Here is a 22,845-nt window from a genome sequence, read left to right on the forward strand (position 1 = left end):
GTTGACACTGAACTCTGTTAACGCTGCGGCAGACATACGAGTTACGCGCCTGCCGTCCTAAACCGGCCTGTTGGTTCAGACCCGGACTGTTGCGGATTTGTCGCAAAGCGAAACAAAAGCAAACAAACCCGTTATGGCGGTCGAAGGATCGCCAACTGCATGTTCTGTTCATTTCACTAAAGATGCGGGGAAAGCCTGCCGGCTACGCAAGTCACCAAAACCGGAATGTCGCTGCCCCCTGGTGTCCCGCTGCTCTGGCGGAACGTTCGGACTTTGACTGAAAAACAGGCAGTGTCCTAGCTATCAATTTGGGCTAAAGCCTGTTTTTCCAGCAAATCCCGTCTCTTCGCCGGGCGACGAACGTGTTAATAAGTATATGTTATAATTTGGGTTTAGCGACGCTTAGCGGTATTAGCCCGGAAAATCTGACTATCATTGAGGCAATGCCGGGTAGCGAACTCCTTCGATAGGTCAATTCCCGGTGCGTTCCGACGTCCAATAAGCAGCGAAAATGTTTGTCCGGCGAAAATTTTCAACTTTTCTTGATCAAACGCGGCCAAAAGGAAAGCGCTACGATACTTCTCGAAATGTAATAAAACCTATACTGAAAGCCCTTATGGTCAGCTCATTCAGACCATCGGCCTTGTCCGAGATAAGCCAATGGTTACAATCTGGTTAAGCCGAAAACAGCTACAGTTATTGCCTCACCCGGCCTCGCAGTAGAAATCTCATACAAACAAATATAAATGCCCGAAAATGTGCGAATTTGCGCAGAAATTTGTCGTGCATTTTAGTTAAATTCCCACATTTATGGTAATTTTTAAGGCCTTTGCGCGGGACCTAACCCCTTTGGGCAATTTTCAATCATCCGGACATGTATTAGGGTGGTTAAAACTTAGTAAAGAAGGCTGAACACAGTCCGAAAAGAGCACAGCGCTCATAAAAGAACATTCCAGTAGAAAAAGCGGGTTAACAAACTTTGTTGTGAGCTTTGGGGGATGCGTAAATGTTCATTGCAAGCGCTAGAACAGGGGAAATTGAAGAAAACCGCAGTATCATACCGCTGAAAGACACCATTATCGTGCTGGCCGACGCCGATCTATTTTCCGAATGCCTGGTACAAGCACTGGGCGTAAGGTTTGCAAACTACGACGTCGTCAGCATCGCTGATCCGAAGGTACTTCAGGGCGGAGTACTTGATGGAGTAAAACTTATCCTGCTTTATCACGTATCGTCAGATGACTTGCAGGATACTTTGCGATCGTTGCGCGCCGGTACACCTGGTGTTTCTATCGGTCTTGTGGTCGAAACCATCGATCTTCTCGATCCCTACGTTGCCAGACTTGTGGAAGCACGCAGTATTCACGGCGTGCTGCCGCTCAATCTTCGCCTCGATGTTTTCATGGCGGCGATCGATCTACTGATGAAGGGGGGAGAGCACTTCCCTTCGGCATTGCTTCGCAGATTAACCGGCGAAGTACAGCACTCCGGGCAGTCATTCTATGGATCGCCTTCAAGAATTGCCGGCAACAACCAGCGCCCGTACGATGACGGCATGGGCGCACGTAGCGGTAGCCTGCAAACGCTGACGACCCGCGAGGTGCAGATTCTCGACCTAATCTGCAAGGGGACACAGAACAAGATCATCGCGGACCAGCTCAGCCTGTCCGAGAACACGGTCAAGGTCCATGTCCGCAACATCTACAAGAAGATGAATGTCCGCAACCGAACGGAAGCCGCTTCGCGCTTCTTCAATTCGGATCTCGGTCACGATCGCGATCCGTCGCGCAAATGGCGTAATTGATACGATAAACGTCAGATCAGAAGAGCCGCCGTCGGTCCTTACGACCGGCGGCGGCTTTGTATTTTTGATGGCACCGACGATTATGCCGACAAAGGCATCGAAACGATTCTCTTCCGAGGTCTGAAGGAGCGGTTGTCGCACTGCACCTGCCCCCAATTTCACTTAATCGCCTGGGCGGCGCCCAACCAATGCCGCGCGCCGATAATCTAGAATTAGATTAACATTTTCAGTTAGATAAACTCAATTCTTAATCATCGGAGACTCGATCGTCCGCGGGCTTGCCATGGGGCAGGTGTTGCCATTCTGCGACATTTTGACAAGAGCCGCCCATCTTTCCCTTTAATTGCTTGTATGCATCGCCCACTTACTATATGGCACAGCATTATAAGGATGCTTATGAATAGTAGGCTTTCATTTCCATGACCACGACACCTACCATCGGTTTTCTGTTGCACGACGTCGCACGTCTTCTTCGGAAGCGGTTCGAACAGCGTGCGAAGGGCCTTGGCCTGACGCGGTCGCAGTGGCAGACGCTCGCCTACCTCGCCAACAACGAGGGAATCCACCAGGCCGGCCTTGCCGAGATATTGGAAATCGAACCGATTACGCTGGTGCGCATTCTCGACAAGCTGGCTGAACGAGGCCTTATCGAGCGGCGCCAGCACCCGACCGATCGCAGGATCTGGCTCCTTTACATGCGCGAGGAAGCAAAGCCTCTCCTCGTAGACATGCGAAGCATCGGAGACGCCGCGCGCGGCGAGGCGCTGGATGGTGTGTCAGCGGAAGATCGCGAGCGCCTGTCTGAAATTCTGACCCTTATGAAATCGAACTTGATTCAGGCCTGCCGTTTGGGAGCAGGCGACAAAGAGAAAAATCATGGCTGACTCCTCCCCAATTCGCATGCCCGCAAACGCAAATGAGACTGCCCCTCACGAAGAAGTGGCAGAAGCCCCTGTCGTGGCAGAAGCACCGTCCTCCAATCCGACGCCGGCACCTGCGCCCGCGGCAACTGTTGTCCCGCCGGCTGCCGCTCCCGAGAAGCCGCGCAAGCGTCGTAGCCCGACGAGGCCGATCCTGTTTGCGCTGCTGCCGATCGCTCTTGTAGCCGGCGGCTATTACTACGTGACCGGCGGCCAGATCATGTCCACCGACAATGCCTATATCCAGGCGGACATGGTCGGCATCTCGACCGATGTCTCCGGTACCGTCGATTCCATCGAAGTGCATGAAAATGAGCCGGTGAAGAAAGGGCAGGTGCTCTTCCGCATGCGCCAGCGTTCCTTCCAGATCGCACTCAACGGCGCGAAGGCTCAGCTTGGCGTAGCTGCCACCCAGCTACAGAACCTCAAAGCCAGCTACCAGCAGGCCTTGGCGCAGATCGCCCAGGCAGAGGCCGACATTCCTTATTTCCAGACGGAATTCGATCGCCAGCAGAACCTGATCAACAGCTCCGTCGCATCCAAATCCGCCTATGACGAGGCGAAGCACAATCTCGATGCCGCCCAGCAGAAGGTGAACGTCGCCAAGGCCCAGGCCGCCACGACGCTTTCGCAATATGGCGCCGACATCAACCAGCCCATCGAGCAGAACCCGATCTATCAGCAAGCGCAGGCTGCCGTCGACGACGCCCAGCGCCAGCTTGACGATACGGTTGTGCGCGCGCCCTTCGACGGCATCGCCACCAATGTCAATTCGCTGCAGGTCGGCCAGTATCTGCAGACGTCGCAGGCGGCGTTTGCCTTGGTATCCAGCACCAATCTCTGGATCTCGGCGAGCCCCAAGGAGACGGAGCTGACCTACGTCAAGCCCGGCCAGAAGGCGACGATCACCGTCGATGCCTATCCCGGCGTCGAGTGGAAGGGCACCGTTGCCAGCATCAGCCCGGCCTCCGGTTCCAGCTTCTCGCTGCTGCCGGCACAGAATACCACTGGCAACTGGGTGAAGGTCGTTCAGCGCATCCCGATGCGGGTCTCGATCGATGACATGCAGGGCAAGCCGCCGCTTCGCGTCGGCATGAGCACGGTCGTCGATGTCGATACCGGCCACGCCCGCGGCTTGCCTGATTTCATCAACAATCTCTTGGGCCAGCCCCGAGGTCAGGATCATGAGTAACGCAGCAGCACCAGCGGCTGACGCACCGATCGCCAATCGAGGCGCGATCACGGCCTGTGTCATTCTCGCCGTCATCATGCAGGCGTTGGACACCACCATTGCCAACGTTGCGCTGCCCTATATCCAGGGCAGCGTTTCGGCGAGTGCGGACCAGATCAACTGGGTCCTGACATCCTATATCGTGGCGGCCGCCATCATGACGCCACCGTCGGGCTTCCTGTCGGCCAAGTTTGGGCGCAAGCGCGTGTTGCTGACGGCGATTGCCGGCTTCGTCGTCGCGTCGGTTCTTTGCGGCTTTGCCCAGTCTCTCGTCGAAATCGTCGGTTTCCGTCTGCTGCAAGGCCTGTTCGGCGCTTCGCTCGTGCCGCTGTCGCAGGGCATCCTGCTCGACATCTACAATGTCGAGGAACGCGGCAAGGCGATGGCGCTGTTCGGCGTCTCGGTCATGGTCGGTCCGGTTCTCGGGCCTGTCATCGGCGGTTGGCTGACGGACCATATCAGCTGGCGCTGGGTGTTCTATATCAACGTGCCGATCGGCGCGCTTGCCTTCTTCGGCATTGTCGTCTTCGTCACCGAGACGAAGATCGATGCGCTGGCGAAGCTCGACTGGTTCGGTTTCGGCATGCTTAGTCTGGCGATAGCGTCGCTGCAGCTTTTCCTCGACCGTGGTGAGCAGCTCGACTGGTTTTCCTCGGGCGAGATCATCGTCGAAGCGCTGGTCTGCGCCTCCGCTTTTTACCTCTTCTCGGTCCATACGTTCACGGCGAAGAAATCCTTCGTCAATCCGCGCCTGTTCCTCGACCAGAACTTCGCGGTTAGCATGCTGTTCATCTTCATCGTCGGCGTCACCTATCTGGCCTCGCTGGCACTGATGACGCCTTATCTGCAGACGCTGATGGGATATCCTGTCGTCACTGCCGGCATCGTCATGGGTCCTCGCGGTGTCGGCACCATGGTCTGCATGTTCATTGTCGGGCGGCTGATCGGCAAGGTCGATACGCGGTGGTTGCTGTTCCTCGGCCTTGCCCTGACAGCCTGGGCCATGTGGGCGATGACCGGGTGGACGCCCGACGTATCGCAATGGACGATCATCTATGTCGGCTTCATCCAGGGCGCCGGTCTCGGCTTCCTCTTCGTGCCGCTGACCACGATCGCCTTCGCGACCTTGCCGGCACAGATGCGCGGTGAGGGGACGGGTCTCTACAACCTGTCGAGAAACATCGGTTCGAGCGTCGGCATCTCGGTTGTTTCGGCCCTGATCGTATCGAACACGCAGAGCAACCATGCCTCGATTTCGGCCTATGTGACGCCATTCAACCATGCTTTTCATGCGCCCGCGGCGATGGAAAGCATGAACCCGCTGACCCGTGTCGGCAGGGCCGCCCTCGACAGCGTAATCACGTCGCAGGCGACGATCATCGCCTACATGGACGATTTCAAGCTGCTGATGCTGATGTCCATCTTCGCGATCCCTCTGCTCGTTCTGCTGCGGAAGCCATCGGCTCCGCCGGTCGTCGACCACAGCGTCGCAATGGAATAGCCGCTAGAGTTTTCCTTTGTCCTCAGCGGCTTAAAGGGACCGTCGGGCACCACCCCGGCGGTCTTTTTGCGTTCGGGGCCGGATTTGAGCGGTGATCAGGGATTAGGGAAGCGGCGGCTGACGAAGCGCGAGCCCGCCGCGCCGAAGCGCCAGAGCGGATCGACGTTCTTGGTGATGCCGATCCTCTTTCCCGCAACGACGGGAACGGGCTCGGCCGCCGATATTTCGAGGGGCGCCGCATCGAGAAAACGGCCATCGATACTTCGATCTATGGCAAGCGCCTGGCAGAGTTTGCCTGGACCGTTGCAGAGTTGCTCGATGGCATCAAGCCCGCGACGTTGCACCATGGTCGCTATGCCATCTTCCGGCTCGAGCGCACGGATCAGCACGGCGCTGCCAGGAATGCAGACGAAATTGACGCACCAATGGATGCCGTAGGAGCGATAGACATAGACATGGCCGGGTGAACCGAACATGGCCGCATTGCGCACCGTAGGTCCACGGAAAGCGTGGGACGCCGCATCGTCGGGACGATAGGCCTCCGTCTCAACGATGCGCCCGCCGACGCCGTCGCAACTGAAACGCCAGCCGATCAGGTCATGGGCAACCGTCACCGCATCCCGGCCGAAGAATTCCGCCAGCTTGCCGCCGGAGAGCGGCTTCGCACCTATGGAGTGAAGAGGGGAAGCTGGATTGCCGCGCTCGCCGGTCATCCTGCCGACCGGCCGGTTCTTCTCAGGGCCCAGGCACTCCCCAGAAGCAGCAACGCAATCGCGCTGAAGCTTGCCATACTGGCTGGATGCATGGGGACGGCCGACCAATCCGGGCGGATGAGGTCGGCGGTGTTGAAGCTCTCATTGCTGAACTGGCAAAGGATGAGCGAAAGCTGATGCAGCACCAACTCGGTATCGATGTTCGATACGATCTCCGACGCAGCCGCAGCCTCGCGCGGCATGGTCCGCATGCGCAGGAGCACATCCTTGGTCGCCGCGAGATAGGCATGGGAGCATTCGTTGAACGGGCTGTTCTCGTCGCTCACGCTTTGGGGAACCGAGCCCCACATGCAATAGGAATATTCGATCTGCGCATAATTGAGGACTCGCCTGAAATCCTCGTTGGTATCGGCGGCATTTTCGGCCAGATCGATGATCGCGCCGCGATAGGTGGAGATGACACTCATCTCACCATGCGAAAGGCTGGGGATCGAAATGCCCGAGGTCGGTCCGCCCGCAGGCGCGCCATGCGCCGAGGCTGAAGCCGCGATTGCCGTCAAAACAAGGGCGAGACCGATAAGCTTACGCAAGTTGCTGTTCCATCGCTGTTGGGCGGATTTTCCGCCCTGATCGTCCATCTGAAACGGGAAGTGGTCGATGCCAGTTGAAATGCTTTCGGGCAGCGAGACCCGGAAGCAAGCTTGCTCAAGATCGGCGAGGGGCAAGGCCGGAGCGTGACGCCGCCGCCGGATATTTCCGCGTTTCGCCGAGCAGTCGGCTCGCCCAGGCGCCGAAGCCGAGACCGAGGGTAGTCCACAAGATGACATGCATTCCAAGGGACGTAGCGCGGAAACGCCAGAGGACGACAGCAGAGAACTGCTCCGGAACCTCGTTGATCGGCGGCATCAGATACTGGACAACGCCGACAACCAGCACGAAGGCAATGCCGGAATAGATCACGGCATTCCAGATTCCGTGCTGCGGTGCGAGCCGCTTCGTCAGCGCGACCGCACCGACCATCGCTGCAATCGAGACGACGATCATCACGAAGAACAATTCGGTTCTGACGCCGATCGTGTCGGGATTGCCGACCGCCGGCGGGTTTGCCGGATATTTGATGTCGGGCACGAGAGCGATCACCACGAAAGCGGCAAGCGCCAGCAGAGCAGCCGTGCCGCGTGCACCGAGCGGGCTGACGCGGCCATAGACGAAAGCGAAGACGAGGGCAAAGAGACCGCCGAGCGCGGCCGCATAGACCACGGCAGCGACCAATAGGCCAGGACCAGCCTGGGTGGCGCGGCTGACGAGTTCCGGCTCGGGCATTTCACCCTTCATCTGGGCCATCTGGTCTTCGAACGCGATAGCGCTATCGACCAGCGGCTCGCCGAAGGTGTGCGCGAAGGCAAAAACGAGGATGCCAGCGAGCACTCCGACCAGCATGCCGCGGAGCAAAAGATTACCAACCATGTGAGGAACCCCTTAGTGGCAGGGGAAGCCGAGAAGGTGGCGGCCGTCGTGCACGAATTCGTGCACGTACATGCCGCGGATCAGCGAGGTCGCGCCTTCTTCGGCGCCGACGAAATAGATGGCGAGCAGCGCCAGGAGGCCGGCGAAAATCGCCCAGGGCAGGATCTGGCCAACCGGAATAGGCGCCGGGACAGCTACGGGGGAGAAAGTGGTATCAGACATTCTTCAGTTCCTTCATAGAATGACGCGTTCCGTCGATGACAAGGACTATCATCCGCTGGGTCTGGCTTGCTGCAGGTTCGACCTGCCGTTTACAGTGGCGCGACCGCGCCGGAATCTCACCGGCTTCCATACGGATAATCAGAACGTTATATCTGCGAGGCGCGCTTGATGTCAACGAAGCGTCGCGACACTTCCTTTGAGCTTTCCGACTTATTTTCAGGAGAAATTTCAGCGGTGAAGGGACGGCTTACCTGGATTTGCCACGGCGCAACGCAAAGCAACCGCGACGGCGCCTTTCCGACCGACGAGCCCTTGGAAGAGCGCGCGGTGGAGCAGTCAAAACGGCTCGTTCCAGGCCTTTCCCGGCCCTATCGCGTCTGGATCAGCCCGATGCTGAGGGCGCGCCAGACGGCAGAACTGTTGGCGCTGCAGGGCGAGATCGAGCCTGCCCTTGGGGAATGCGACTATGGCCGGTGGGCGGGCAAGGGATTGGCGGACATTCATGCCAGCGAGCCGGATGGTCTCTCGGTCTGGATGACGAACGCCGATGCAGCCCCTCATGACGGCGAATCGTTGTCCCACCTTCGCGATCGGGTCGGCGCATGGATGGAACGACACCTTGGGGATGGGGGCCATACCGTCGTCGTGACGCATGCGTCCGTGATCCGCGCTGCGATCATCCACGTGCTTCGGGCACCCCCTGAAGCCTTCTGGAAAATAGATGTAGAGCCCTTGAGCCTGACGGAGGTGAGCAGCGATGGCCGCCGCTGGACGCTGCGTCTGCCCAATCGCGCCCGGTCCGATTGACAGAGATCATGGCTGGCCGGTCGCCAGTTTTTCCAGCGCGTCCAGAAACGGGCGCTGGCCGGGAATGATCTTCAGGCGCGCCTCGGGCAGGGTGAACCATTCGGCGCGATCGACCTCCGGAAAGGACTGCATTCTGCCACTCCTCGGCGGCCACTCGAGTTCGAAGAGGTTGCTCGTCAGTTCGGCCACATCGAATTCCCCTTCCAGCGCAAAGGCCGTGACCGTCTTTCCGCTGTTTTGCCTCAGCTCTCCGAGCAACTGTGGCGTACCTTCCGGCGCGCGGCCCATCTCCTCGGCGAACTCCCGAAGTGCGGCCGCAAGCGGCAGTTCGCCTTCGACATATTCGCCCTTGGGAATGGACCATGCCTCCTCATCGCGCTTGCGCCAAAAGGGGCCTCCGGGATGCACCAGCAGCACGACGACACCGCCCTTCGTCTTTCGATAAAGAAGGATGCCAGCGCTTCTTTTCATCGCTTCGCCTCCGATCACCGAGCTCTTTGCAGGCGATCATTTCCGATGTCCCACATCAAGGTGCGCGGCGCCTCGATTTTGGTCAAGGCGCTGATAAGATCGACAGGGCCTCGTCGGCGATCACCTGCTCCTCATCAGTCGGGATGACGAATGCCGAGACACGGCTCTGCTTCGCGGAAATAAGCTCGTCACTCCGCGCATTGGCGTCGGTGTCGATCTCCAGGCCGAGCCATTTCAGATGGCTGGCGACACGCTCGCGGATTTCCGATTGATGCTCGCCGATTCCCGCCGTGAAGACCATGGCATCGATGCCGCCGAGCGTATTGGCAATACGTGCCGTCTCACCGGCGATGCGCAGGGTAAACAGGTCCAATGCTTCTTTGGCTTCAGGCCTTTCGCTGGCCAGCAGTTCGCGGCTGTCACCGCTGATGCCGGAGACGCCGAGCAGGCCGCACCGGTAATAGAGGAAGTCCTCCAGCGACTGCGGTGACTGGCCTCTGCGATTGAGCAGATGCACCAACACGCCGGGATCGAGCGCGCCGGTGCGCGTCGCCATCGGGATGCCGTCGAGGGTCGAGAACCCCATGCTGGTGTCCCGACTTTTTCCGTCCTGCAATCCGCAAAGACTGGCGCCACTGCCGAGGTGGGCCACCACGATCTTTCGCTTTGCGATATCAGGTACCCGCCGCGCAAGTTCACCAGAGATAAATTTATACGAGAGCCCGTGGAAACCGTAGCGCTTTATTCCCTCGTCATGGAGCGCGCGGGGAATGGCGAAGCGGCGGACGAGGTCGCTGATGGTGCTGTGGAAGGCCGTGTCGAAGGAAGCGCACTGGGCCAGCTGCGGGCGGATGCGCTGCATCGCCTTGATCAGCCGCAGACCCTGGGGCTGATGGAGAGGCGCCAGAGGTATGAGCTCCTCGATCTTTGCAACAGCATCTGCGTCGATCCTTGCGGGTCCGGTAAAGACCTCACCGCCGTGAACGACGCGATGTCCGGCGGCGGCAACAGCGCCGAGGTCGAAATGGTCGGCAAGGGAGACGAAGGCCTCGCTCAAGACCTCGTCCAAGTCGTCTTCGCCCTTCGCCTGGAGCGGGACATCGAAGGTCGAAGGCCCTTCGGTCAGGTGAAAGGTGAGGGGAGCCTGACGAAAATCGATGACTGCCTTGCCGATCCGACGCGCCGCCTGTCCCTCATAGGCGAAGATGCCGATTTTGACGGTCGACGAGCCTGCATTGAACGTGACGAGGACTTCGCGTTTCATTCGGCACCCCCTTTTCAAAAATGACAGGGCGACCAGCGAATTTCACCTGGTCTGGAGGAAGGATAGAGGGCAGCGCTTCAACTGCAAGGGGAATAGCGGCCTTATAGACGAAGGAGATCGCAACCCCCTGCCTGCCGGCATGGATCCATGTCAAGCCGCGGTCATTTTGTCGTCCGAGCTAACTGGATGATGCTCTGCTGCCAGCAAAGAGGCCGCCGTCCGCCGGGCGGCCCAACGGAACCTGCCTTCGAATTGGACGTTGGGTTACATGAACTCACGAATATGCACGAAGGAGTGATGTCTTGAAAAGATTAGCAACCATCATGCTGACGGCATCGGTTGCGCTCGGATCTGTGATGGCAATTGCCGATACCACATCCGCAGCGCCAATTCCGCAACCGCTGACGATCGGCTCATCGAACATCCATCAGGCACGAGTGGACGACAATCCACCGTATCGATGGGACGCCCCGCGCTACTACCACAGACGTCACTGGAATAGAGATGACAGGCGTTATTGGCATAGAGAGCACTGGCGGGAGAGAAATTGGCGCGAGGGAGACTGGCGTAGAGACCGCTATTGGCGGTACCGTCGCGGCCCGGCCGTCATCCTGGATTTCTAAACCATAATCGGGACATGGGGGCGCTGTGGAAACAGCGCTCCTTTCTCATTATTCAAAGCTTGCTAATGGTGCCCGTGGGGTCGAAATAGAGGCGCAGTCTTGCGATAGCGGAACGAGACCCAGATCATCCGCACGACAATCGGCAACCAAATAGCCGTCGCGACTATAGCCGAGAAGACACATCCGGCGAGACGGGCCGCGCCAGAGGCAGATCCAGATATGCTTTGCGATAGTCGAGTCATGCTCAACATGTGGGAACCCTCCGCAGGCACTTCAACTTTTGAAGCGACTTTCTTTCGGATTAACCTCTTCTGGCTGTCCCGATAAGGAACCACAGCAGAAGCCGCGTCATCATCCGTCGCTCCTCTCAACGCCGGAGATTGGTTTTGGCGAGTTCGATAACTTCGTCGCCCCTGCCGTTTATAATCGCCTTCAGCATATAGAGGCTGAAGCCTTTGGCCTGCTCGAGCTGGATTTTTGGCGGCATGACCAGTTCCTGCTTTGCCGTAACCACATCGACCAGTACCGGACCATTATGGGCGAGAGCCTGCCGCAGTGCGACATCGAGATCTTCGGAGTCCTCGACGCGGAAGCTCTTGACGCCCATCGCCTCGGCCATCGCCGCGAAGTTGGGGTTCTTCAGATCCGTGCTCGTGTCGAGATAGCCGCCGGCCTTCATCTCCATCGCGACAAACCCGAGCGAGCCATTGTTGAAGACGACGATCTTCACCGGCAGGCCAAGCTGCGAAAGTGTGATGAAATCACCCATCATCATGGTGAAGCCGCCATCGCCCGACAGTGAAACGACCTGCCTAGTAGGTGCCGCCGCCTGTGCGCCGATGGCCTGCAACATCGCATTGGCCATGGAGCCATGATTGAAGGAGCCGAGCAGGCGACGCTTGCCATTCATGGCGAGGTAACGAGCCGCCCAGACCGTCGGCGTTCCCACGTCAGCAGTAAAGATCGCATCCTCTGCTGCATTCTCGCTGACCAGCCGTGCCAGATACTGCGGATGAATTGGGCTGCCTTTCTTGGAAGGCACGGCAAGATCGTCGAGGTCGCTTCGCGCCTTTGCATAATGCTTGCGGGCATTGTCGAGGAAAGTGCGGTTCGGCTTGTCCTTCAGATGCGGCAGCAGTGCTACAATAGTTTCGGCCACGTCGCCGACCACACCTTGCGTCAGTTGCGCACGCTTGCCCAATGCCGCGGCATCGCGATCGATCTGGATGATCGCGGCGTCCCTGGGATAGAAGGCCCGATAGGGAAAATCCGTGCCCAGCATCAGGACCGTGTCGCTGTTCATCATGGCGTAATAGCCCGACGAAAAGCCGATCAGTCCGGTCATGCCGACATCATAGGGATTGTTCCATTCGACATGCTCCTTGCCGCGCAACGCATGGACGACAGGAGCGCCAAGCTTTTCGGCCAGCGCCACCACTTGGTCATGCGCGCTGGCGCAGCCGCTGCCAGCCAGGATCGTCACCGTCTCCGACCGATTGAGAAGATCAGCAAGCCGGTCGATCTCCTCCGCCAGCGGCAGAATACGCGGCGACTTCGGCAGCGCAGCTTTCGATTTCGGTCGAGTGGGCGCCTCGGCCAGCGCTACATCGCCGGGGATGACGAGAACGGCAACACCGCTGCGGCCGATGGCCGTGTTGAGCGCACGATGCAGGATCTCTGGCATCTGCGCCGGATTGGACACCAGCTCGACGAAGCAACTGCACTCGCGAAACAGCTCCTGCGGATGCGTCTCCTGGAAGTAACCGAGTCCGACTTCGGATGACGGGATGTGAGCGGCGATTGCCAGCACCGGAACGTGATTGCGCTGACAGTCGTAGAGACCGTTGATCAGATGCAGGTTGCCCGGACCGCAACTGCCTGCGCAGACGGCGATCTTGCCTGATATAGCCGCCTCGGCACCGGCGGCAAAGGCGGCAGTCTCCTCGTGCCTTACGTGCGTCCAGTCGATCCGGCCCAGCCGCCGCAGGCTGTCGTTCAACCCGTTCAGGCTATCTCCAGTGACACCCCAGATGCGTTCAACGCCTGCTTCCGCAAGGGTTTCGGCCAAAAGATCGGCAACGGTTTGTGGCATGATCATTGCTCCTGTTCTTTGCCGGCGTAAGTTTGAGGGACCCACGTCGATGAGACGTTCGGATCAACTGTTAGCCTTAAGAATAGGATGTACCGGATAGTCGTCCAACATATCGAAGGATGAATAGGCTACGCTCAAGGGTGAATGGCTTCGGCCTGCGTCATCAGGCGGTATGAGAACAACGCGAAACAGCCGCGCCGGTCAGTCATCGACCAAATGCCATCGGCCTTTATGCGCTCATCCGCAATCAGCCCAATCACACTGGAAGGCCAACACAGGCTTGGAAAAGCCCTTCAACCGTCGTCGTGTCGCCTGAGCGAAGAGATCGGAGGCACCGTATTCTCGAAAAATGTTCTCTGACACGAGGATCGCGTCGCTGGAAGCCGCAGCGCATAAGCGTGCGGCAAGTTGCACCGTGGAGCCAAAGAGGTCATTGCTGTCCTCAAGGGGCTCGCCACAATCCAGTCCAATGCGAACATGAATTGGCTCGGGATTTCCATCATTGTAGCGCTTGAATTCTCGCTGGATAGTCATGGCGCAATCGACGGCCGCAGTTGTCGAAGCGAATGCCGCCATAATGCCATCGCCGGTGTGCTTGACTTCTCGGCCGCATGATTTACCGAGGCATCTGCGCACGACGGCGTCATGTGCCCTGACCAGTTCGATCGCCATGCGATCACCGAGACGCGATGTCATGGCAGTCGAACCGACAATGTCCGTGAAGAGGATCGCCCTGTGGCCGGCGTCCATTTCGGCGGAGGATTGTCCGGGCATCGGTTCAGGATCGTGGATTCGGCCAAGAAACGCCTCGACCGCCGACAGCGCGACTTCGACGACCTCACCGGCGATGAAGCCGTGCGCCTGGCGGTGTACGCATTGTGCGGTTTCCATATCGGGAGCATCCACAAGGCAAAAGGCTGTCCCGCGCCGCTCATCGAACCAGTAGGTCAGAAACTTGACCCCGTACTGGTCCTCAATCTCGATATCCTTGCAATGCGCCTCCGCAACCTCGGCAGCCGAGGTACCCGCGAGATCATGCCTGTCCATGAAGATAGCCATCTGCATAACGCCTCTGACTGGGATCCCAAGACGGCCGGCGTGCGACTACTCAGTTGCAAGCGCGGTCTGCGCAGTTCGGGTGCCGCCAATTCTGACGACTATGGCGACCTTCGCATCTCCAACACGGCAGCCGCGACATCATTGAGCCCCGACGCAACGTCATCAATCCGCTTGCCACTTTGGTAATTGCATCGTCCATCAAGTCGGCGCAAACAATCGCGGAAAAGGCGCCATCGCCCTTTATAAGTCACAGGGAACGACGGTCTACAGCCTCTATCCGGAGCGCAACAATGTGCAGCCTCATCGGTAGACTGCGATATTTTTATCGGCGTTTCCGCGATCGGCGTCAAGATCGATGCGATGGATCATCGTTTTGCGAATGCCGGCAAGAATGATCCCGCAGAGCACCGACCATGCGACTGTATAGTTATGGTTGTTCCGGCAAGCCCTGTCTACTTGATCACAATGCCGCAGGTTGACAGCCAGACCTCCCTTATGTTGCTCGCACCCGTCAGCGGACTCGATACGCTGGCGCCTAGACGACAGGGCCAATTGCGACCACCGAGCCCGGAACGGTGGCCGCATTTCAGTTTACGGAATCCTACCCGCGTTTTGCCACCGGGAAGGGGCGAGGCTGGATGATAGCTGAAATCCACCCCGGCCGGTTCAATTCCCGAATGCGTCTCTTGATCGCCTTGTTCTTTGGAGCGATAGCCTGGGCTCTCATCAGGCGGGCCAGCGCTCCATTTCTGTCGCCGTTGAGGATGCAAGCCTCCGCCGCCTCCCGCAAGTGGGTTCCGGTGTCGGGGCTCTCGTTTGCCGCTTGAGTAAAATAATTGGCGGCATCGGCGTATCGACTTTCGTCCCAGGCTTTATGTGCTTGCCTCAAAAGTTCATCATAGCGAGTGGCGATCGGAGAAATTTCGTTCGAGGACTGTTCTTCTGCGGCTTCGTTGGAATTTCGCGCATTCCAAATCTTATATGCCTCGGGCCAGAAGGCTTCCCGATCAATGATTTTGGTGTTCTGGAATCCGGCAAACGCATTGTCAAAGACGAGGTTGCTGAGCAAGGAAATTTCAAGGAGTGACGGCTTCGTGGCTAAAATCGAGAAGAAAAAGGCCGCTGCGTCTCGTTCTACGGAAGCATATTTGTGCAATGCGCCGCACTCTCGCAACCACTCCTCACATAGCAGCATGGCGCCTGCATGGATGCTGCGAATGGCGCGGGCATGGTCGGGAGTAACCGCACCATCTGTCACGAGCTCATGCCGACCATCGGAGATCGCAACAATCCCAAGGGCTGAACCGTTCCCCTCATTCATCAGTGTTTCGAGCAGTAGATTGTGGGTAATGCAGACGTTCGATCTGGTTTCCGGATTTCGATTGTCGGCAAAGAATGCCTGTGCTCCATCGATCGAGGCCTCACCGAAGCCATTGCTATAGGTCATGAAGAAAAGCGGGAGCAGCGGCTCATTGAATAACGGAGCTATTTTCTTATGGATTGAGCCCTGATAGCCGAAATCGACTGCCGCCGACTTGACAGAGAAATCAACCGTTGTGCGTTCCCTGAGGTATGACGCGAACGTCGCACGTCGGTTCTGGTATATTGGCTCCAATATACCCCAATGGCGATGAGCGATATCATAAGCGAGTCCGTAAATCGCTGCGAGTTGTGTACCTTTTCTCGGTATTGAAAGACTGTCGATGCTCCATTTGTCGAGTAGGTCTCGATCTGCAAGATCGGCAGAAATGAGAAAACGTTCAGCAAGCAGCTTTTGAAGAGAGCCGCTAGCGGTGAAATCATCACAGCGAATATTGAACACATCTTCCGGAGAGAAGATGTCGAAGCCGGTCACGCTCTTCCTCGATGTGGGTGCGTAGACAAGCTTAATTTGCTCCTCCAACCCACGGCAAGCGACCATTTTTTTGGCCATCTCGTAAGGGAGATGACAATCGCGTGCGAAGAAAACTATCTGACCGCAGTGGTCTCTGAGTGCCCTATCAATTATCCAATTGGCAAAAGCCAGAGTCATAGGGCCAACGACAGCAAACCCCATTTCTTCGAGAGTTGAGATCATCTGAAACTTGGGTGGGATGCCACGTGTTTCCGGGTCCTTGAGACGAGGGCCGCTAGAAAACAGGAATGTGTTAGCGAAAAGTCCAGCAATGGTTCTGAGATAGAATGACTTGTCGAGCACAGCTTCGCTCGTACCTAGTGTAAGCAGAGCTTCCTTGAGAAGCGCGCGACCGGAAGGAATAAGGACAGAGCGGAATTTCTTTTCACGTGCCCTTTGGACGTCGCCGATCGGGTTGTCTCCGATATGCAGGATGTTATCGGGGTTGACGGCGATTTCGGCGCGCACGTAGTCAAACAGCGCACCGCTGTGCTTTTTCGAGCCTACAGCGCTCGAGACGAATACGCGTTCATGTCCTTCATAGCCGCATTGTTCTAGGACGCGTTCAATGAAGGCAAGCGGATGAATGAAATCAGAGGTAAGCACGATGCGCTTTTTGTTCGCTAGCGCAAAATCATAAATAGCTCGACCAATTCGCCGGGGGCGTAGAACCGACAGTTCGATTTCCTGCTCAAGTCGAACAAGTGCATCAACATCGATGTTCCCGGCTCGAACGCAGTAGGCGAACTCCTCATAGACCTCTTTGATCGTGATTTCTTCCGCGAGTGCATTTTCTGGTTCTTTGAGAGCGGCATCGCGTTTTGAACGGACGAGTCGTTCTGCTGCTTGGCGCATTTCTGCGAACCGAACTACCGCATGCGTCGGCAATAGGTTTGTACCCGGCAACTGCCGTTGCATGAGTTCGAATACGTCCTCTGGCTTGTAGACCGTGCGGCGGACCAGCGTGTCGAAGATATCGAATGACACAACTTGGACAGCATCCGGCTTCATGGCTTGCGCAATGTCTGCCGGGATCTCGGTCTCCGCAAAGTCAAGTGAAGCACTTGGGAACAGCTTTCGAAGATTGATGACTGATTGTCCAAGATTGCTATGTGAAATAAAGGCACTGTAGCTGTTTTTGACGACTGCCTCGTCCGGCAACAAGTCTGCACCCTGACAGCCCGAATTTCTCCGCTCCAGGATATTGTGCACAATACCCGCGAAATAACCGTCCTCTTTGGCAATCCGGTCGAAGATCACGACGCCTCGCGACAGATACGCAGCCAACAACTTGTCTTGGTTTACATTGTTGGCTTCGACGCTCAGCTGCGTCGCATCGGCCAAATACTGCAAATGGGATGTGGACGGGGAAATCAGGGTTTTCCCGAGCAATTTCGCTTGGAGGCCTAACGTGCTTGACACGGAGTAGACCTTGTCTACCCATGGAACGATGTACTGCGAAATACTGTCGACTGCCTCAAATGAAGCGCTATAGCGAATGTCGCCCACATTCTCTTGCAGGTATTTGAGGTTTGCATCGGTGATCACCTTTTCCGAAACGAGGCCGCCTACATATTGCGTCGCGATGACCGTCTCACCCGTTGCGGCTCTCGCAACCGTCTCTAGAAAATCATACTGATCTTCGAATTCGCAATTTTCTCGAAAGCCGAAATACTTGCTAATCTGGAGAGGGATCAAAGAAATCGGCGTCTCCTCAGGCAGCGCCAAGAGATTTCTGAAGTGCCTTTCACACCCGAGACCATTGAAATGAGCCAAATAGAAATTTCGAAGCTCCTCCACCATCGCGATCGCCTTTTCGGAAACAGCGGAAAGCGCCTGTGTCGGTACGGAAAGCCACGAATTCTGGTATAGTCCCACCGGGTCAATCGATATGGCCTTGGGATATGGCGGTCGAGCGAAGATACTGGGCATGACGTCCAGAACCACAGATGAAGGGAAAGCGGCTCGGAAAATGTCTGCTGGGGCCTCCCAGCAAACAATAAGGTCAGGCTCCCACCCATCGAGCAGACGACGCACGTACGCGATTGCCGGTTCCTGATCGTCCTTTTGCATTCCCCTGTAAGAGGCTGTCATCATCCGGCCGAACGCAATGTGATCTTTGGACGATGAATCACAAAGGATGCATAGTTCCGGCGCCAGCGCTTCGGACGATAAGGTCGCGAAAATATGGCGGTTCATAATGAACCTTGTCTCGAATTCCGTCGTTGCCGTGAGTGCCCTGGCTATAGGGATCAGATAGCTCTTGTATGCTCCGGCCCTAAAGAAGGGATCTCCTAATTCCGTGTCGAGATGGGAAAGAAGAAGGACTCGCTTTTTAGTCATAATATTCAATCTGCAGTAATCTGGACGCTTTTAATGTAGTTGCGCCTTCAACATTGGGTTGTCAATTTTTTTCTGGGGATGGCATATCCGCTCGTGAGAAGGTTGCCACTCGCAGGCTACCCTGCCAACGACGCGGGGCTCTTCAAGCTGGCGCGATATCCTTTGTTCAAGATTAAAACGCCCAGGAAAGTAAGCCTCTACGCTTCACTTTCAATATGCGAGTGAAGCTTCTCTCATTCTGCGCTCTAAAACCAAACCGACAAATGTCGTGCCAATTGCCCACCAGAACATGTAAGAGAACGATATCAAGTGGGTTGGATAGCTCTGATAGAATCCTGTTCGGAAGAGCGAAACAAAGTGCAAAAGAGGATTGAATGATATCCAGTATCTCACGCTTGGCGGCAGGTATTCTGGGATGTAAAATACAGCGCTAAAAAACAATTGAACACGAGCAAACGCACTCCATGCAAGTGTATATAACGGGAATACCGAAGATATAAATGAATTCACAAGGCCAACGCCAAACGCGAGCAATGTAAGCAGAGCAATAGATTCTAAAATTGGTAAAAGATTGAAAGGGGCAGCATATCTAGACTCTCCTGAAACATAAATCATATCGAAGAAAAATGCGAATGTTCCAATGAATGTCAGGGCTTCGATCGCCACTTTCGCGATCGAGACGTCTAGCGGATGAACAAATGGAATCGTCCTGAGAGGCTTTGACGCTCGAACGCCTTGGGCTGCGCGAATGCTGATGGATCGGAAATAAAGGACAGGGAAAATTCCTGTCGTGATCCACGTCAAAAGACTATCGCCAATCAACAGATGGCGCCCGGCAAATTTAAATATCAACCAATGTGCTATGATGAAAAACACCGTGTGCACAATGTCAAACAGATGTGTGAATGCATGTTTACTGTTTCTAACTCTAAACTCACGAATAATTAGTGCAAATATAATGTTTTTTTGTCGCAGCAATCCCATAAAGAAGTCATTCATTTCTGCTTCTTTCTACAAAACAAATCCGTTATGTCTTAGTGTCCCACCACGCTTTCTGCAGTAGCGAAAGGATTTAGGTGCCATCGCTTCCCAGTTTATGCAAATCTTGCGGCGATCAAAGGCATCTTTTTAAATCGACTCACAGAAAAAATCGCCGCCACAATTACCAGTGGCAATATCCAGATGAACAAGCCGATCATTGCGATCCAGGTTAAGATGGCATGCATCGCTCGTCTTTCTCGTCAGCTCTTATCTATTCGCCGGGTAGCCAATCAACATGAACTCGCCGAAGAAGCTCGTTAATTGCGGATGGAGATGTCGAACCATCAGTGTGTAATCCAGTCCAAGCCTCTCGACAAATGGAGCAATTTCGAGAAAATCTTGCGGCGTGTGATAAATGGCGACCGCAAATGCGGGGCGATCGCGAGTGAGGGTTCCAGCTGCTCCCTTGATGACATCGAATTCCAGGCCTTCGATGTCCAACTTTATGAACCCAAGAGAGATATTTTCACTCTCCACATAATCATCAATTGACGTAACGCGCAGGCCGCCGCCAGCATTGTCGTTTCTGGTCAATCGGGTTCCATGCCCGTCGCCCTTTGCGGTAACGGCGAATGATCCTGACGACAGCCCCTGATTAACCGGCACAATTCCACCGAGGAATTGTGCTTTCTCGGAGACCTGCTTCAATATCTTAAAGTTGGTGGCGTCGGGTTCGAACGCGTGGACCCGCGAGCCTGGATAGTTCTTGCGGAGGACGGCGGCCGATTCACCTCGATAGGCGCCGCCATCAATGATGGCGCGGCCGTTCAGTAGGCCCACCGCATTCGGGATAAAGTGAAGACCGCAATGATAGAGAAAGCTCTCCGGCCGGATAAATTTATCTTCAATATCGACGTCGACTAAGTTGTACTCATCCCGCATCTGCGGCACGTCCACTTTAGGTGCTATCTTCACCTGTTCTTTGGCCCATGCACTTCGGGTGCTTTCGGCGATCGTTCTGTAGTCGATTTGGAAGTTTTCGCGCCTGGATAGAGGCGGATGGCTAAGGACGCGATCAATGAAGCAGTCGATCTCTGATGCCGAGTCTTTATCACATAGCGCTTTCAGCAAGTCGGTCTTGGCGCGAAGCTCGCGGCGGCTGTAGGTTTCGAGAAAAGGTTGCCATTTTTGCAGTGCGATGTGGTTAGACATCGGGTGAAAAGTGTTTGCCATCCTAGAGATGCTCTCTTGCGTTTAGGGCTGGTTGAATTCCCCAAGCACCTACCATACCGGGTTTAATTCTCAATCGCGCCACATGAAAAAACCGACAACAGGCAGTAGGTCTTGTGGTCAGGTCAAGCTGGTTCCACCACCATAAAGAGAAAACAATGAAATCGAAACGCGTCCCGAACGCGGCCCTGTGCCTAAGCACACACGATCTATGCAGCTGCTCGTGGCTGCCAGTCAGCCAATGGCCTCAGGCTGGCCTCTCCTCGGCAGAGGTGGGTGCGGACGTAAGGAAGAGCAAGCTCGACAATGTCATCACACCATCGGCGGATATCCACGTAGGTTCAGAAGTCGAGTTCGAACCTCGACGACATTTAGATCTTTGGTCGCGGCCGCATCGCAGGCGATAAGTAGGAATGACAGATATCCCACCTAAAACTAAAGCAAAAACAATTCTATAGAAGCTAAACTGGCGGAAGAGGTGGGATTCGAACCCACGGTACGGTTTCCCGCACGCCGGTTTTCAAGACCGGTTCCTTAAACCACTCGGACACTCTTCCGTCTGATTGATCCGATTGGATTCTCGATGCATTTCAGCCCGGTTTTCCCGGCGTTTGCCATCGATTCTCGACCAGACCGCGGTTTGGTTGGCTTTATATCCTTTCGGATCGCAGCGTCAACCTGCTCTGCGGCATCCGTGCGTTGCTCGACGCCTGGCGAAAAGCCCACTGGGACAGCAAAGCTGCAAGAATTGGCGAGTCTCAAGCGAATGGATGGTGTTGCTTTATTGTTTCATATTGAGATTTTATTAACCATATCCACGGGTTTTTGGGTCACTGTGGCAAATTGGTTCGCAAATTCGACAAAGTGCAATCATGATTAAAGTCCCGTTAGTTGGTTGAGTAGTAGGCCAGATTTGGTCTGGGGAGGATGCGGGAGCATTCCTTAACCATACGAGGTATTCGAGTAGCGGCGTGGGACACATGAAGTTCGAAAATGGTGCAGTAACGTTTGCCACTGGCATAAGATGGGCAGCTATCTCTGTTATGTGCGCGACGGTTACCGCTTGCGGAACCACACATGGTCCGGTCGCCAAAAAGTCCCATGGCAAGGAATATTTCTCCGAGAGCGAGTATGGTGTGAAAGCCAGCCCGCGTGTTGCCTATGGCAACAATATCCCGAAGGGCGGCGGGCGGTATATGCTCGGAAACCCCTATGCCGTTAAGGGCAAGTGGTATTATCCCAAGGAAGATTATTCCTACAACAAGGTGGGCATAGCCTCCTGGTACGGTGATGCGTTTCACGGCCGTTTGACGGCGAATGGCGAGGTCTACGACCAGCTGTCGCTGACAGCTGCGCATCCGACGTTCCCGCTGCCGAGCTATGCGCGCGTGACCAATGTCGAGAACGGCTCTTCCATTATCGTTCGCGTCAACGACCGCGGTCCTTATCATCCGGGCCGCATCATCGACCTTTCCAACAAGACCGCTGACATGCTCGACCTCAAGGACAGTGGGACGGGCGACGTGCGCGTGCAATATGTGGGCAAGGCGCCGCTTGACGGCCATGACCAGCCCTATCTGATGGCGTCCTATATTCCCAAGGGCTCGCGTCTTCCGGGTCTTATTCCCGGTGGCCAGATCGCAACCGGCGTGATGGTGGCATCCAACAGCAAGCGGATCACCGCGGACGAACTGCCCGATTACGCGCCGACCCCTTATCGCGCGCCGCGCCGCACGACGGCCGCGTTAGCGCCCGCTGCCGTTCCCGTTCCAGCAACCTATTCACAGACGGCCTATGCAGGATCGACGCCGACATCCTCTTACGGCCGCGCGTCATCCGCCCAGGCGCCGACGCTCGTCTGGGGCGGGCAGACGCCGGCTCCCGTGCCGCAGGCGGCACCCGCGCAGCAGCAGCAATATACGCCGTCGGCGCAGGGCGCCATCATCCTGCCGGTCTTTGGCCCCATTCCATATGAGCGGCCGGATTCCTTCCGCGGTGCGGTTCCGATGGCCAGCCTCGATACGCCGCTTGAGGCCGCCTATCAGGAGGCTCCCGTCAAGACGGTTACCGTTCAGCTCGCTTTCGATGCGGTGATGGTCCGTAACGACGGACTGACGCAGGATTCGATCCTCTCCTCCTATCGCCGCCAGCATGAAGCAAAAACGCAGGCCGACTGACCGTCGCCGTTGCCTGAAATTTCACTCGCGGATAATCTCATTTGCG

The 22,845-nt window shown here is 56.3% G+C and carries 18 protein-coding genes, 1 tRNA gene and 1 riboswitch; of the genes, 7 read left to right on the plus strand and 12 right to left on the minus strand.

All coding sequences use genetic code 11. The features are described from left to right. Positions 1-1,006 precede the first annotated feature (1,006 nt). The 4 genes from EV561_RS23315 to EV561_RS23330 all read left to right on the plus strand — a co-directional run bounded on the left by EV561_RS23315 (position 1,007) and on the right by EV561_RS23330 (position 5,456). On the plus strand, positions 1,007-1,804 hold the full coding sequence (locus EV561_RS23315; RefSeq protein ID WP_132524908.1) for a response regulator transcription factor: 798 nt from the start codon (positions 1,007-1,009) through the stop codon (positions 1,802-1,804). A 419-nt stretch (positions 1,805-2,223) separates the two neighbouring features. Beyond that, complete coding sequence (locus EV561_RS23320) at positions 2,224-2,688, plus strand: MarR family transcriptional regulator (protein WP_132524910.1); 465 nt, start codon at positions 2,224-2,226, stop codon at positions 2,686-2,688. Further along, a complete protein-coding gene (locus tag EV561_RS23325; protein WP_132524912.1) occupies positions 2,681-3,916 on the plus strand; it encodes an HlyD family secretion protein in 1,236 nt (411 codons plus the stop codon). The genes EV561_RS23320 and EV561_RS23325 overlap by 8 nt, the downstream gene beginning before the upstream one ends. Continuing rightward, complete coding sequence (locus tag EV561_RS23330; protein WP_132524914.1) at positions 3,909-5,456, plus strand: DHA2 family efflux MFS transporter permease subunit; 1,548 nt, start codon at positions 3,909-3,911, stop codon at positions 5,454-5,456. The genes EV561_RS23325 and EV561_RS23330 overlap by 8 nt, the downstream gene beginning before the upstream one ends. 95 nt (positions 5,457-5,551) lie before the next feature. On the opposite strand, the gene EV561_RS23335 is transcribed toward EV561_RS23330, so the two are convergent. The 4 genes from EV561_RS23335 to EV561_RS23350 all read right to left on the minus strand — a co-directional run bounded on the left by EV561_RS23335 (position 5,552) and on the right by EV561_RS23350 (position 7,858). Then, positions 5,552-6,169, minus strand: coding sequence for a DNA-3-methyladenine glycosylase (locus tag EV561_RS23335; protein WP_132524916.1), 618 nt, complete (start codon positions 6,167-6,169; stop codon positions 5,552-5,554). Beyond that, positions 6,166-6,759 (minus strand): hypothetical protein, encoded by a 594-nt coding sequence (locus EV561_RS23340; RefSeq protein WP_132524918.1) that lies wholly within the window; start codon positions 6,757-6,759, stop codon positions 6,166-6,168. The genes EV561_RS23335 and EV561_RS23340 overlap by 4 nt, the downstream gene beginning before the upstream one ends. Positions 6,760-6,874: 115 nt before the next feature. Then, positions 6,875-7,636, minus strand: a complete 762-nt coding sequence (locus EV561_RS23345; protein WP_132524920.1) for a CbtA family protein — start codon at positions 7,634-7,636, stop codon at positions 6,875-6,877. Positions 7,637-7,648: 12 nt separating this feature from the next. Beyond that, on the minus strand, positions 7,649-7,858 hold the full coding sequence (locus tag EV561_RS23350; RefSeq protein ID WP_132524922.1) for a CbtB domain-containing protein: 210 nt from the start codon (positions 7,856-7,858) through the stop codon (positions 7,649-7,651). Positions 7,859-7,917: 59 nt separating this feature from the next. Continuing rightward, positions 7,918-7,986, minus strand: a riboswitch (cobalamin riboswitch). A 106-nt stretch (positions 7,987-8,092) separates the two neighbouring features. Between EV561_RS23350 and EV561_RS23355 the strand changes: the two genes are divergently transcribed. Then, positions 8,093-8,665 (plus strand): histidine phosphatase family protein, encoded by a 573-nt coding sequence (locus tag EV561_RS23355; RefSeq protein ID WP_132524924.1) that lies wholly within the window; start codon positions 8,093-8,095, stop codon positions 8,663-8,665. A 6-nt stretch (positions 8,666-8,671) separates the two neighbouring features. Here EV561_RS23355 and EV561_RS23360 read toward each other — a convergent pair whose 3' ends face one another. Both EV561_RS23360 and EV561_RS23365 read right to left on the minus strand, forming a co-directional pair. Beyond that, a complete protein-coding gene (locus EV561_RS23360; protein WP_132524926.1) occupies positions 8,672-9,136 on the minus strand; it encodes an NUDIX domain-containing protein in 465 nt (154 codons plus the stop codon). An 82-nt stretch (positions 9,137-9,218) separates the two neighbouring features. Continuing rightward, positions 9,219-10,400: an acetate/propionate family kinase gene (locus EV561_RS23365; RefSeq protein ID WP_132524928.1), complete on the minus strand. Its 1,182-nt coding sequence runs from the start codon at positions 10,398-10,400 to the stop codon at positions 9,219-9,221. Between the two features lie 302 nt (positions 10,401-10,702). Between EV561_RS23365 and EV561_RS23370 the strand changes: the two genes are divergently transcribed. Then, a complete protein-coding gene (locus EV561_RS23370) occupies positions 10,703-11,023 on the plus strand; it encodes a hypothetical protein (RefSeq protein WP_132524930.1) in 321 nt (106 codons plus the stop codon). Positions 11,024-11,390: 367 nt separating this feature from the next. On the opposite strand, the gene poxB is transcribed toward EV561_RS23370, so the two are convergent. From poxB to EV561_RS23400, 6 genes are all read right to left on the minus strand, one after another. After that, the gene (gene poxB / locus EV561_RS23375) at positions 11,391-13,115 is read right to left on the minus strand and encodes a ubiquinone-dependent pyruvate dehydrogenase (protein WP_132524932.1); all 1,725 of its coding nucleotides are present in this window, start codon (positions 13,113-13,115) and stop codon (positions 11,391-11,393) included. Between the two features lie 237 nt (positions 13,116-13,352). Further along, positions 13,353-14,174 carry a nickel-binding protein gene (locus tag EV561_RS23380; protein ID WP_132524934.1) on the minus strand — a complete coding sequence of 274 codons (822 nt, stop codon included), beginning with the start codon at positions 14,172-14,174 and terminating at the stop codon, positions 13,353-13,355. 601 nt (positions 14,175-14,775) lie between these two features. Next, positions 14,776-18,267, minus strand: a complete 3,492-nt coding sequence (locus EV561_RS23385) for an HAD hydrolase-like protein (RefSeq protein ID WP_165927889.1) — start codon at positions 18,265-18,267, stop codon at positions 14,776-14,778. Positions 18,268-18,621: 354 nt separating this feature from the next. After that, the gene (locus tag EV561_RS23390) at positions 18,622-19,410 is read right to left on the minus strand and encodes an ABC transporter permease (protein ID WP_132524938.1); all 789 of its coding nucleotides are present in this window, start codon (positions 19,408-19,410) and stop codon (positions 18,622-18,624) included. Positions 19,411-19,659: 249 nt separating this feature from the next. Then, entirely contained in the window at positions 19,660-20,625 is a 966-nt protein-coding gene (locus EV561_RS23395; RefSeq protein ID WP_132524940.1) for an FkbM family methyltransferase, read from the minus strand. A 464-nt stretch (positions 20,626-21,089) separates the two neighbouring features. Continuing rightward, a tRNA-Ser gene (locus EV561_RS23400) sits at positions 21,090-21,179 on the minus strand. Between the two features lie 423 nt (positions 21,180-21,602). Between EV561_RS23400 and EV561_RS23405 the strand changes: the two genes are divergently transcribed. After that, positions 21,603-22,799 (plus strand): septal ring lytic transglycosylase RlpA family protein, encoded by a 1,197-nt coding sequence (locus EV561_RS23405; protein WP_132524941.1) that lies wholly within the window; start codon positions 21,603-21,605, stop codon positions 22,797-22,799. The last annotated feature ends 46 nt before the right edge of the window (positions 22,800-22,845 follow it).

The sequence above is a fragment of the Rhizobium sp. BK376 genome, from assembly GCF_004341625.1.
In the GTDB taxonomy this organism is placed as follows: domain Bacteria; phylum Pseudomonadota; class Alphaproteobacteria; order Rhizobiales; family Rhizobiaceae; genus Rhizobium.

Excerpts from the sequence above, each read along its gene's own strand:
- poxB (WP_132524932.1), bottom strand. The coding sequence starts at position 13,115 with ATGCCACAAACCGTTGCCGATCTTTTGGCCGAAACCCTTGCGGAAGCA.
- EV561_RS23320 (WP_132524910.1), top strand. The coding sequence starts at position 2,224 with ATGACCACGACACCTACCATCGGTTTTCTGTTGCACGACGTCGCACGT.
- EV561_RS23330 (WP_132524914.1), top strand. The coding sequence starts at position 3,909 with ATGAGTAACGCAGCAGCACCAGCGGCTGACGCACCGATCGCCAATCGA.
- EV561_RS23390 (WP_132524938.1), bottom strand. The coding sequence starts at position 19,410 with ATGAATGACTTCTTTATGGGATTGCTGCGACAAAAAAACATTATATTT.
- EV561_RS23360 (WP_132524926.1), bottom strand. The coding sequence starts at position 9,136 with ATGAAAAGAAGCGCTGGCATCCTTCTTTATCGAAAGACGAAGGGCGGT.
- EV561_RS23335 (WP_132524916.1), bottom strand. The coding sequence starts at position 6,169 with ATGACCGGCGAGCGCGGCAATCCAGCTTCCCCTCTTCACTCCATAGGT.
- EV561_RS23385 (WP_165927889.1), bottom strand. The coding sequence starts at position 18,267 with ATGAACCGCCATATTTTCGCGACCTTATCGTCCGAAGCGCTGGCGCCG.
- EV561_RS23315 (WP_132524908.1), top strand. The coding sequence starts at position 1,007 with ATGTTCATTGCAAGCGCTAGAACAGGGGAAATTGAAGAAAACCGCAGT.
- EV561_RS23350 (WP_132524922.1), bottom strand. The coding sequence starts at position 7,858 with ATGTCTGATACCACTTTCTCCCCCGTAGCTGTCCCGGCGCCTATTCCG.
- EV561_RS23395 (WP_132524940.1), bottom strand. The coding sequence starts at position 20,625 with ATGGCAAACACTTTTCACCCGATGTCTAACCACATCGCACTGCAAAAA.
- EV561_RS23380 (WP_132524934.1), bottom strand. The coding sequence starts at position 14,174 with ATGGCTATCTTCATGGACAGGCATGATCTCGCGGGTACCTCGGCTGCC.
- EV561_RS23325 (WP_132524912.1), top strand. The coding sequence starts at position 2,681 with ATGGCTGACTCCTCCCCAATTCGCATGCCCGCAAACGCAAATGAGACT.
- EV561_RS23345 (WP_132524920.1), bottom strand. The coding sequence starts at position 7,636 with ATGGTTGGTAATCTTTTGCTCCGCGGCATGCTGGTCGGAGTGCTCGCT.
- EV561_RS23405 (WP_132524941.1), top strand. The coding sequence starts at position 21,603 with ATGAAGTTCGAAAATGGTGCAGTAACGTTTGCCACTGGCATAAGATGG.
- EV561_RS23365 (WP_132524928.1), bottom strand. The coding sequence starts at position 10,400 with ATGAAACGCGAAGTCCTCGTCACGTTCAATGCAGGCTCGTCGACCGTC.